Below are 11,634 nucleotides of genomic sequence, written 5' to 3'. Positions count from 1 at the left end.
TAACAAAAACTTCAAATTCAGTTGAATATGTTAAACCATCAAAATAAACTTACAAACATCTAATTTCTTCGTTAAACAGCAGTAAATGTTAGTTTTATAAATAAATTATTTAAATAAATTGCTCTAAAACAATATCATTTATAGCACCATGAGAGGCATGCGCTACTACTACCCCATGCTTTACTACGATAAGCTGAGGAGATTGATGCATTACTTGAAACTTATAACCAACGTCATTAGAAACAGCTCTGTAACTCAACAAATCCAAATAATACAAATCGGCATTTATTTCTATATCATATGCAGACACAAATTGTTTCATTACCATACTACTGATACCACAACGCGTAGAGTGTTTAAATATAAACTGCGTTTTGGTTTTAGATCGCTCTTCAATAGTACTTAATTGAGATACGTCGCTTAATGGCTGCCAAGGCAATACCTTTTCTTCTTTTGGTTCTGAAGAACCGAATAATTTTTTAAACATAATATTTTTTTAAAAGGTCTATCGTCAGTTCTAGCGATTTAGTTAACCTATAACTAAAACCTTAAACTGACCAAGGTCATTCTTTAAGTCGAAACAAATTCGTAATCTTACATAAGACAAAACGTCATTAAGAAAAGCACCAAAACAGACATTTTGTCGCTTAATTCTTACATTATTAGATTGGTAAGATAATTGTTTAAAGATAGTCAAACACAACAATAAAACAAGGTTGATTTTAGAACTGTATAAGTTTCATGTTAACTATAAAAACAATAAAAGATGAATTTTAACAACTATACCATTAAATCGCAAGAAGCTATTCAGCAAGCGCAGCAACTTGCCCAAAGTTTTGGTCATCAGCAAATAGAAAACGAGCACATTTTTAAAGCGCTCTTTAATGTTGATGAAAATGTATTACCATTTTTACTTAAAAAGTTGAATGTTAATATTCCAATGCTTCAACAAATATTAGACAAAGACCTCGAAAGTTTCCCAAAAGTTTCAGGAGGAGATATTATGCTCTCTCGAGAAGCTAGTAAAACGTTAAACGAAGCATCCATCATCGCTAAAAAGATGAATGATGATTACGTTTCAATAGAACACTTAATTTTAGCTATCTTTAAATCTAAAAGTAAAATTGCCCAAATCTTAAAAGATCAAGGAGTCACTGAAAAAGGTTTAAATGCGGCTATCGAAGAATTAAGAAAGGGAGATCGTGTGACGTCTCAAAGTCAAGAAGAAACCTATAATTCGCTTAATAAATATGCTAAAAACTTAAATCAATTAGCACGAGATGGCAAATTAGACCCTGTGATTGGTCGCGATGAAGAAATTAGAAGAATTCTTCAAATTCTATCTCGAAGAACCAAAAACAATCCCATCTTAGTTGGTGAACCTGGAACAGGTAAAACCGCTATTGCTGAAGGTTTAGCACATCGAATTATAGACGGGGATATTCCTGAGAACCTTAAGGACAAACAGATTTTCGCCTTAGATATGGGAGCCTTAATTGCAGGTGCAAAATACAAAGGTGAATTTGAAGAGCGTTTAAAAGCGGTTATCAAAGAAGTTACGGAAAGTGATGGAGATATTGTTTTATTTATAGATGAGATTCATACCTTAGTTGGTGCTGGAGGTGGACAAGGTGCTATGGATGCCGCTAACATTTTAAAACCTGCTTTAGCACGTGGAGAATTGAGAGCTATTGGTGCAACCACTTTAGATGAGTATCAGAAATATTTTGAGCAAGATAAAGCTTTAGAGCGTCGTTTTCAAATGGTAAAAGTCGATGAGCCAGATACTGAAAGTGCCATTTCTATTCTTAGAGGTATTAAAGAGAAATATGAAGCCCATCACAAAGTAAGAATTAAAGATGAAGCTATTATTGGTGCCGTAGAATTATCACAGCGTTATATCACCAATCGTTTCCTTCCAGATAAAGCCATTGACTTAATGGATGAGGCCGCTTCTAAATTACGAATGGAAATCAACTCTAAACCAGAAGAATTAGATGTTTTAGATCGTAAAATAATGCAGCTTGAAATTGAACATGAAGCCATTAAACGTGAAAAAGATGAAAGTAAATTAAAAAGCTTAAAAGCGGATTTAGCAAATCTTAAAGAACAACGAAACGAGCTGAATGCCAAATGGATGTCTGAAAAAGAAGTTGTCGATAACGTTCAAAACATTAAAGAAGAAATTGAAAACTTTAAAGTTGAAGCTGAGCGTGCAGAACGTGATGGTGATTATGGAAAAGTAGCAGAAATTAGATATGGAAAAATAAAAGATGCCACTGAGCGACTTGAAAAATACCAAAAAGAATTAGCGAACCAACAAGGCACTTCATTAATAAAAGAGGAAGTTACCTATGAAGACATTGCAGATGTGGTTGCAAAATGGACTGGTATTCCGGTAACAAAAATGCTTCAAAGTGATCGTGAAAAATTACTAAAACTTGAAGACGAATTACATAAACGTGTGGTAGGTCAAGAAGAAGCAATCGTAGCGGTTAGTGATGCTGTACGTCGCTCTAGAGCGGGACTACAAAATCCGCAAAAACCAATAGGAACCTTCTTGTTTTTAGGAACAACAGGTGTTGGTAAAACCGAATTAGCCAAAGCCTTAGCGGAATATCTATTTGACGATGAAAACGCTTTGACGCGTATTGATATGAGCGAATACCAAGAACGTCATGCTGTAAGTCGTTTGGTTGGTGCGCCTCCAGGATACGTGGGTTATGATGAAGGAGGGCAATTAACAGAAGCCGTAAGAAGAAAACCTTATTCTGTTGTCTTGTTAGATGAAATTGAAAAAGCACATCCAGATACCTTTAATATCTTATTACAAGTATTAGATGAAGGCCGATTAACGGACAATAAAGGACGTGTTGCCGATTTTAAAAACACGATAATAATTATGACCTCTAACATGGGAAGTCATATTATACAAGAACGTTTTGAAGCAACTAAAGATATTTCTTCAGCCATTGAAGCAGCTAAAATAGATGTTTTAGCTTTATTGAAACAAACCGTAAGACCTGAGTTTTTAAACCGAATTGATGAAACCATAATGTTTACACCTTTATCTAAAGAAAACATTATTGATATTGTTGGGTTACAACTCAAAGGCATCACTAAAATGATAGCAAAACAAGGTATTACCTTTGATGCAACACCAGAGGCTGTAAATTACTTAGCTGATAAAGGTTATAATCCAGAATATGGTGCAAGACCTGTAAAACGAGTGATACAGAAAGATGTATTGAACGAATTGAGCAAAGAAATATTAGCTGGAAAAGTGACAACAGACAGTATCATTTTACTTGATGAATTTGATGGGCAACTCGTCTTTAGAAATCAAGGTGATTTAGTGGCAAAAGAATTGTAAACAGGTCTCAAATAAAATTGAGGTCAACCGTAACATTTTAAAATAGAAACAGTCTATACGATTGATTGGTTGGTTAAGAGCAACACAATTTTCAAGCAATTGAAAGGCGTGTTGCTCTTCCTTTTTATAATTTTAAGGCATTCTTAGACTTTTCAAGTTGGGCTTCAAATAATTCTTTAGTTAATTCGGTATTATACATTGGTAACATTTTATGGAGTCCTTGTTTTCCTTTTTCCGAATTGATAATTTCTGGAAACGCTTTTTCTAAAACACGCATCATAATCGGTGCTGCTGTCGATGCTCCTGGTGACGCTCCTAAAAGACAAGTAATACTGCCGTTTTTACTGCTAACAACTTCAGTTCCAAATTGTAATTTACCACCTTGGTATTCATCTTTTTTAATAATTTGAACACGTTGACCTGCAACAAGTAGCTCCCAATCCTCACTTTTAGCATTTTTATAGAATTTTCTAAGTTCATTCATGCGATCCTCATGACTCATACTAACTTGCTCAACCAAATATTTCGTTAAAGGTAAATTATGCCAAAAAGCACCTAACATTGGAGATAAATTATCGAATTGAATAGATTTTAATAAATCAAAATTTGAACCTTCTTTTAAAAACTTAGGACTAAAACCTGCAAAAGGTCCAAATAATAACTCGCGCTTACCATCAATATATCTCGTATCTAAATGTGGTGTTGACATAGGAGGATCATTTGGTCCTGCTTTGCTGTAAACCTTAGCATTATGCTGTTTAATAATAGCTTCATTTTTACAAACCAACCATTCTCCACTTACCGGAAACCCACCATAGCCATCCTTCTCTTCTATTTCAACTTTCTGAAGCAATAATAAACTAGCACCTCCTGCTCCAATAAAAACATGTTTTGATTCAATATTGTAGGTCTCATTTGTATTTAAATCTTTTAATTCAACCGTCCAATCGATATCTGGACTTGGGTCAACATCTTGCACTTCCATATTGCAATACACAGGTGTATTAAATTTGGTTTCAAGACAATGAAAAAGCTGCTTTGTAAGATTCCCATAATTCACTTCTGCTCCTCGTTCAATTCGAGATGCCGCCATTTCCTCATTTAAAGACCGTCCTTCTGCTATTAACGGAAACCACGATTTCATTTTATCAATATCTCGAGTAAATTCAATAGAATCAAACAAATAATGATTTTTAAAAGCTTTAAATCGCGCTTCTAAATAATCAGAATTCTCCTTGCCTGTCACCCAACTATGATGTGGTACGTTTTTAATAAAATCTTCAGGATTAGAAATTAGCCCTTCTTCTACTAAAAAAGACCAAAACTGTTTTGATATTTCAAACTGCCTGCAAATTTCAATGGCTTTTTTTATAGATACAGAACCATTTTCTTCTTGTGGACAATAATTTAATTCACATAAAGCAGAATGACCTGTTCCTGCATTATTCCAGGCTGCAGAACTTTCTTGAGCAACATCATCTAAACGTTCTACAATTAATACGTTTAAATCGGGCTTCAATATTTTAGAAATAAGCGCTAATGTAGCACTCATTATTCCACCGCCAACACATATTAAATCGTATTCTATACTCGTATTCAGCTTTTTATTCATCTTTTTCGTTTAATTTTCAATATACTAGTAATAATTCAGATCACTTCATTCACCTTCAAAAAACTTGTATTAGTCTAGTTTTTAAGACCGTAACTTTTTTCTTAACCAGCCATCTCCAAATGTACGCTATGAGAAGAACACAAGAAACTGTTATCTTATTTAAAAATCAAAATATCAAGTAAATTTTCATTAAAAGACATCAATTTCTACACGTCTTAAAATGAATAACTTTCGAAGTTATTAACAATTATTCGACGAAATGCATAATAAAATAAAATAATAAAGACACCATTTATCGGATAAATGACTAGCTTTGTCGAGCTATTTAATTCAATCAGTTTTTTAATATTTTTTAATTTTTGTGTTGTAACCCCTATATTTTTTTAGGTATTACTGTCACTAAATATCCATTATAAACCCTACTTATAATAATGAAATTGAATAGATACATAGACCACACTTTATTAAGTGCCTCTGCTACCGAAGCAGATATTCTGAAACTTTGCGATGAAGCGTTAAAATATAATTTTTATTCTGTTTGTGTGAATAGCAGTTATGTTTTACTCGCCAAACAAGCTTTAGGCAGATCTGACGTAAAAGTTTGTACTGTTGTTGGTTTTCCTTTGGGAGCCATGTCTACAGAAGCTAAGATTTTTGAAGCCAAAAATGCCATTAATCAAGGTGCCACAGAAATTGATATGGTACTAAACATTGGACGCATGAAAAGCAAAAATTATCTCGCTGTTCTCAAAGACATTACTAATGTTAAAAGAGCCATAGGTAATATAACGCTTAAAGTTATTCTTGAAATTAGCGAACTTTCAAAAAATGAAATTGTAAAAGCTTGTGAAATCTGTATTGATGCTAAAGCGGATTTTGTTAAAACGTCTACTGGTTTCTCAAAAAGTGGTGCAACTTTAACGGCTGTTAAAATCATGAGAAAAACAGTAAAAGATCGTCTTAAGATAAAAGCTTCTGGAGGTATTAGAGATGCAGAAACAGCCCAAAAATATATTGATATTGGTGTCGACAGAATTGGTGCTTCATCAGGAGTTGCAATGATGAATAATCTAATTACAGATACCGCATATTAAAAACACTTTGCTTAACTTTGTTTTATGAGTGTACATATCGGAGCCAAAAAAGGCGAAATCGCAGAAACTATTTTATTACCTGGTGACCCATTAAGAGCCAAATGGATTGCTGAAACTTTTTTTGAAGATCCTAAATGCTTTAATGAAGTAAGAGGAATGTATGGCTATACTGGCACCTACAAAGGGAAACGAGTTTCTACTATGGGAACTGGTATGGGAGTGCCTAGTATTTCAATTTATGCCACGGAACTTATAGAGCAATATGGTGTAAAAAATCTTATTAGAGTTGGTAGTGCTGGTTCTTATCAAAAAGATGTAAAAATAAGAGACGTCGTTTTAGCCATGGCTGCCTCATCTACATCTGGCGTTAATGAATTGCGCTTTGGTGGTGCTGATTATGCCCCTACAGCTGATTTTGGCTTATTTATAAAAGCGGTAGAAGCTGCTCGTGCTAAAAACATAGCCATAAAAGCTGGCAATGTTTTATCTTCAGATGAGTTTTATGAAGACGATAAAGAGTCTTATAAAAAATGGTCTAAGTTTGGTGTATTATGTGTAGAAATGGAAGCTGCTGGTCTTTATACTGTAGCCGCAAAGCATAATGCTAATGCCTTAGCTATTTTAACAATTTCAGATTCTTTAGTTACAGGAGAGAGTACCACAAGTATAGAGCGTGAAACTACGTTTAAAAATATGATCGAAGTTGCATTAGAATTAGCGTAACCTTTAAATCGCGTTACTTTACATCAAAAGCTATATCTGTAAAATACAGAGTCGATTTGTTCTGCAATAACGGTATTAAAGAAACATTATATTAGTCTCAACTAATTCATTTTATCATGAAAAAATTAATTCTATTAATACTAGTTGCATGTTTAGCGTTTTCATCTTGCGAACAAAAAGAGGACGTCTCAACGTATTATTTAATTAGACATGCTGAAAAGGATCGTTCGGACCAAACGAACAGAAACCCTAATCTTAATGAAGCTGGCTTAAAACGTGCAGAACTTTGGGCAAAACATTTCAAAGATATTAAATTTGACGCCATCTATTCTACGGATTATAACAGAACCAAACAAACGGCTTCACCAACGGCAAACGCTAAGCATTTAGAAATTCAATTCTACAATCCTTCAGACATGAAGATTGTAGAATTTATGGAAAAGACACAGGGTAAAACTGTTTTAGTTGTTGGTCATAGTAACACCACGCCAAAATTTGTGAATGATCTTTTAGGTGAAGATAAATATGAAGACATTGCTGATGATAATAATGCCAACCTTTACATTGTTACTATCACTAAAGATAATAAAACGTCTAAATTATCAGTTGTTAACTAATTCAACGTTTACATTTTTAAGTTCAATTTTAGATAATAATTTTAGCCGATTTTCTTCAAAAGCTTTTCCAAGCTCTATAAGTGCAATTGAAGTATCTTCCGTTTTATAATTGTTATAATCTACAAAACGCAATCCTTTGAGGTAACGCTCATTATAAGCTTCTCTAAAACGCATACCAACTCCGCTGTCTTCAACATACGAATAGGCTAAATAATCGACCTTAAACGTTTCTTTATTGACCCAATAGACAAAAACATCTTCATAATCTTCACCTCCTCCATCTTCATTAAAAGTGACTTTAATTTTATAATAATCTTTATGTTTTATTTGCTCACTTCCTAATAGCTCTTTATTAACGGCTGCATCATTTAATCCATAAGGTAACACAGAGAAATAATGCACAGAATTTACCGAAGCAGCATAGTTTTCTGCTATCGAATCCTCTAACTGTACAAACTTCTCATTTTGATAACGCTCAAAACCAACATTGCTTAACATATCGAATATAGAATCCTTGTCATTGACTAAAACCCGGACTAAAAGAAACTCGTGATTCTTGCGCAAAGCTTGATAATAGACATCTCTAAATTCAAATTTAAGACTCGATCTCTTAAACCGTTCTCCTCCAGAAACATTGATAGACTTCGTTATGATATCATCTGCTGTCAACCCTTTAGTTTCCGTTTTTAAATCTGAATTCATCAGGTTAGAATTTTCATTTTTACAGCTCGAAAGCATCACAACGAATAGTAGTAAGAGTGTATATTTCATCAAAAGATTATTTTTAGATATTAGAGTCGCAAAACTAGAGATAAGATTACAAAAATGTCTTAAATTGAGCTTAAAGTCCATTTCAATAGTCAAGCTTTTTAGCTTATAATTTACGCTATAAGCGTTTCACGGTTCTAAGAAAACTCGGATAAACGGCATTTTGCTTTACAACATTTACATTTCAAAATTTCGTAAAAAAACTTACAAGATCGAGCTTCAAACTTCAATCTTACTTTCTTATCTTTGTCTCCCATGCAAAAAAAAGTAAACATACTTAATAAGAAAGCAAAATTTCAGTACGAGATATTAGATAAATATACCGCTGGAATTGTACTTACTGGAACTGAAATTAAATCTATCAGATCTAGCAAAGCGTCTATTGCTGAAAGTTTTTGTGAGTTTAATGACAGAGGTGAATTATTTGTGATTAATATGACGGTTGAAGAATACAAATACGGCACCTACTATAATCATAGACCAAAAGCCGAACGTAAACTTTTACTTAACAAAAAGGAGCTTAAGAAGCTAAAAAAAGAAATGGATATAAAAGGGAATGCCATTATTCCATTGCGCTTATTCACTAACGAAAAAGGACTAGCTAAATTAGTCATTGCATTAGCAAAAGGTAAAAAACTCTACGATAAACGCGAAACGATTAAAGATCGTGACAATAAGCGTAACTTAGATCGTATTAAGAAAGATTTCCGATAAGTTTTAAGATTGTTATAACTTCCTCTAAATTATTTTAGTCTATGTTTGAGACTATAATTTACGACCCGATTAGGTATTAAATTTGAAATATATTTAGCCCCCAAGGCAACTATTTTCTATTTAATATGGTCTATATAAATAGACTCAAACATTTAAATTTATTTATTGATTTTAAGGTTGAGTTTGTTAAGGCACGAATTTTGTTACAAAAAAACAATTGCCCTTAAGTCGAAGAAAACAAAAATCATCAATCAATAGCACTATGCAAAAACAACTACTCAGTCTTCTTTTTATTGTCATTGGAACTGTAGCCTCTGCGCAAATTAAAGGTATCATTACCGATCAAAACAACGAAGCCCTTCCCTTTGTCAATATTTTAATAGAAAACACCTATAAAGGGACGACCAGTAATGATGACGGTTATTATGAACTCAATATTTCAACACCTAAAACCTACACCCTTGTTTATAGTTATCTTGGTTATAAAACCGTAAAAAAAACAGTTGCAATCGATAAATTTCCATATCAACTGAACGTAACGTTAACTGAAACGTCTGTATCTCTAAGTGAAGTTCTAATCGATTCAGAAAATGATCCGGCCAATGCAATCATGCGTCAAGCTATTGCAAAACGAAAGGAGAATCTTGAAAAAATAAATTCATTTAAAGCCGATTTCTATTCTAGAGGTTTAATAAAAATCAAGGATGCCCCAGAAAAAATAATGGGTCAAGATGTTGGTGATTTAGGAGGTGGATTAGATTCTACTCGAAGTGGCATTATCTACTTATCTGAAACGATTTCAAAAATTCAATTTCTGAATCCAGACAAGCTGAAAGAAAAAATTACAGCTTCAAAAATTAGTGGTAATAGTAATGGTTTTAGCTTTAATAGTGCCCTAGACGTTGATTTTAATTTTTATAACAATACGATTAGTTTTGGAAATGAAATTATCTCACCGATAGCGAACAATGCCTTTGGGTATTACCGTTATAAACTTGAAGGAGTTTTCTACGACGACCGAGGTAACCTCATCAACAAGATTAAAGTTATACCTAAACGTAAAAACGACCCTGTGTTTTCTGGCGTTATTTATATTGTGGAAGATCAATGGGATATTTTTGCATTAGAACTAGACTTAACAGGCGCACAAGCCCGTATTCCAATGGTCGATATCCTCTCGTTACAACAGAGTTTTTCCTATTCCGAAACCGATGATATCTGGGCTCAAATTTCACAAAGTATCGACTTTAAATATGCTTTATTTGGCATTAAAGGAGAAGGCCGTTTTACAGCGGTATATAGCAATTATGAATTTAATATTGGACTTACAAGAAAAGACTTCAATAGAGAAATCGTGGCTTTTGAAAAAGAAGCCAATAAAAAAGATTCTATCTTTTGGAAGACCATTAGACCTGTTCCTCTGACCTCTGAAGAACGTACCGATTATATAAGAAAAGACAGTATACAAATCTTACGCGAGTCTAAACCTTATTTAGATTCTATCGATGGCGTAAATAACAAATTCAAATTAGCAAACATTTTAGGTTACACCTATCAAAATTCAAATAAGAATTATCATTTGGGTTACGATATCCCTTTATTAGGGATACAATTTAATACCGTTCAAGGGTATACCGCTAATGCCAATGTGTTTTACACTAAAAATTACGATGACTTTAAACGCTTTTTTAGAGCAAGTGGAAACCTTCAATATGGCTTTTCAGACGAACGTTTGCGCGCTACAGGTACTGTAACCTATAAATTTAATAGTTTTAGTAATTCATTTCTATCCTTATCTGGTGGTGTTTCCGCAGAACAATTCAATCCATCTAACCCTATTTCTCCATTAATAAATACGGTAAGCACACTCTTTTTTGAAGATAACTACATAAAGTTATACGATAAAAGTTTTGTCACTGTAAATTATTCTGAAGAACTATTAAACGGTTTCAGACTATATGCTGATTTAAGCTACGAAAGACGAAAAGCCCTATACAACACTTCGGACCAGACATTCATTAACGAAGACCATGATGCTTATACAAGTAATAATCCATTAAACGAAGCGGCTTATGGCATGGCTTCTTTTGAAACCCACAATATTGTAAAAGCAAATATTGATGCACGTATTAATTTTGGACAAGAATATTTAAGTTATCCAGATGCCAAATACAATGTGGGTAATGATGATTATCCAACCTTATATTTAGGTTACGAAAAAGGTTTTGCCGCTACAAACAGTAATTATAATTACGACCAAATTAAAGCCAGTCTGAAGCAGTCGTTTAACATAAAAGATAAAGGTCGATTTATGTATCATCTAAAAGGCGGAACGTTCTTTAATGCTGAAAGCATTGCGTTTATGGATTACCAACACTTTAATGGTAACCAAACACATGCAAGTACAGAAGGCAATTATACTAATGTATTTAATAATTTAGATTACTATTCAGCAAGTACCAATGACACTTATTTTGAAGGCCATGTAGAACACGATTTTAATGGTTTTTTACTCGGAAAATTACCATTACTAAATAAGTTGAATTTTAATTTAGTGGTCGGAGCACATGTATTGGCTAAACCAGACTTTAAACCCTACCAAGAATATTCCGTTGGTATAGACAATATGGGCTGGGGAAAATGGAGATTTTTAAGAGTTGACTATTTACGTTCTTATCAAAGCGGATTTCAAAGTGATGCCATTGTATTTGGTCTAAAATTCTTTTAACTTTA

At 33.3% G+C, this 11,634-nt stretch carries 9 protein-coding genes; 6 read left to right on the top strand and 3 right to left on the bottom strand.

From position 1 onward, the window contains the following. Positions 1–109: 109 nt before the first annotated feature. The gene (gene ytxJ / locus ACXGSQ_RS11080) at positions 110–487 is read right to left on the bottom strand and encodes a bacillithiol system redox-active protein YtxJ (RefSeq protein ID WP_458626246.1); all 378 of its coding nucleotides are present in this window, start codon (positions 485–487) and stop codon (positions 110–112) included. Between the two features lie 279 nt (positions 488–766). Here ytxJ and clpB point away from each other — a divergent pair, with 279 nt between their 5' ends. Beyond that, on the top strand, positions 767–3,373 hold the full coding sequence (gene clpB / locus ACXGSQ_RS11075; RefSeq protein WP_458626245.1) for an ATP-dependent chaperone ClpB: 2,607 nt from the start codon (positions 767–769) through the stop codon (positions 3,371–3,373). Between the two features lie 124 nt (positions 3,374–3,497). Here the strand turns inward: clpB and mqo are convergent, their stop codons facing one another. Continuing rightward, entirely contained in the window at positions 3,498–4,985 is a 1,488-nt protein-coding gene (mqo, locus tag ACXGSQ_RS11070) for a malate dehydrogenase (quinone) (protein ID WP_458626244.1), read from the bottom strand. Positions 4,986–5,416: 431 nt separating this feature from the next. Here mqo and deoC point away from each other — a divergent pair, with 431 nt between their 5' ends. From deoC to ACXGSQ_RS11055, 3 genes are all read left to right on the top strand, one after another. After that, positions 5,417–6,079, top strand: coding sequence for a deoxyribose-phosphate aldolase (deoC, locus tag ACXGSQ_RS11065; protein ID WP_458626243.1), 663 nt, complete (start codon positions 5,417–5,419; stop codon positions 6,077–6,079). A 24-nt stretch (positions 6,080–6,103) separates the two neighbouring features. Then, positions 6,104–6,802 (top strand): purine-nucleoside phosphorylase, encoded by a 699-nt coding sequence (deoD, locus tag ACXGSQ_RS11060; RefSeq protein ID WP_458626242.1) that lies wholly within the window; start codon positions 6,104–6,106, stop codon positions 6,800–6,802. A 116-nt stretch (positions 6,803–6,918) separates the two neighbouring features. Next, entirely contained in the window at positions 6,919–7,419 is a 501-nt protein-coding gene (locus ACXGSQ_RS11055; protein WP_458626241.1) for a SixA phosphatase family protein, read from the top strand. Here ACXGSQ_RS11055 and ACXGSQ_RS11050 read toward each other — a convergent pair. Next, a complete protein-coding gene (locus ACXGSQ_RS11050) occupies positions 7,405–8,190 on the bottom strand; it encodes a DUF6503 family protein (RefSeq protein WP_458626240.1) in 786 nt (261 codons plus the stop codon). The two genes, ACXGSQ_RS11055 and ACXGSQ_RS11050, sit on opposite strands and share 15 nt — an antisense overlap. A gap of 252 nt (positions 8,191–8,442) precedes the next feature. Here ACXGSQ_RS11050 and smpB point away from each other — a divergent pair, with 252 nt between their 5' ends. Together smpB and ACXGSQ_RS11040 are read left to right on the top strand one after the other, a co-directional pair. Then, positions 8,443–8,901, top strand: coding sequence for an SsrA-binding protein SmpB (gene smpB / locus ACXGSQ_RS11045; RefSeq protein ID WP_458626239.1), 459 nt, complete (start codon positions 8,443–8,445; stop codon positions 8,899–8,901). A 262-nt stretch (positions 8,902–9,163) separates the two neighbouring features. Next, positions 9,164–11,629 (top strand): DUF5686 and carboxypeptidase regulatory-like domain-containing protein, encoded by a 2,466-nt coding sequence (locus ACXGSQ_RS11040; RefSeq protein ID WP_458626238.1) that lies wholly within the window; start codon positions 9,164–9,166, stop codon positions 11,627–11,629. The last annotated feature ends 5 nt before the right edge of the window (positions 11,630–11,634 follow it).

The organism is Winogradskyella sp. PC D3.3 (genome assembly GCF_054366245.1).
This window is presented reverse-complemented; position numbering and strand designations above follow the sequence as displayed.

Bases quoted from the DNA above. Each gene is read 5' to 3' on its own strand.
- ytxJ (WP_458626246.1), bottom strand. From the start codon at position 487: ATGTTTAAAAAATTATTCGGTTCTTCAGAACCAAAAGAAGAAAAGGTA.
- clpB (WP_458626245.1), top strand. From the start codon at position 767: ATGAATTTTAACAACTATACCATTAAATCGCAAGAAGCTATTCAGCAA.
- mqo (WP_458626244.1), bottom strand. From the start codon at position 4,985: ATGAATAAAAAGCTGAATACGAGTATAGAATACGATTTAATATGTGTT.
- deoC (WP_458626243.1), top strand. From the start codon at position 5,417: ATGAAATTGAATAGATACATAGACCACACTTTATTAAGTGCCTCTGCT.
- deoD (WP_458626242.1), top strand. From the start codon at position 6,104: ATGAGTGTACATATCGGAGCCAAAAAAGGCGAAATCGCAGAAACTATT.
- ACXGSQ_RS11055 (WP_458626241.1), top strand. From the start codon at position 6,919: ATGAAAAAATTAATTCTATTAATACTAGTTGCATGTTTAGCGTTTTCA.
- ACXGSQ_RS11050 (WP_458626240.1), bottom strand. From the start codon at position 8,190: ATGAAATATACACTCTTACTACTATTCGTTGTGATGCTTTCGAGCTGT.
- smpB (WP_458626239.1), top strand. From the start codon at position 8,443: ATGCAAAAAAAAGTAAACATACTTAATAAGAAAGCAAAATTTCAGTAC.
- ACXGSQ_RS11040 (WP_458626238.1), top strand. From the start codon at position 9,164: ATGCAAAAACAACTACTCAGTCTTCTTTTTATTGTCATTGGAACTGTA.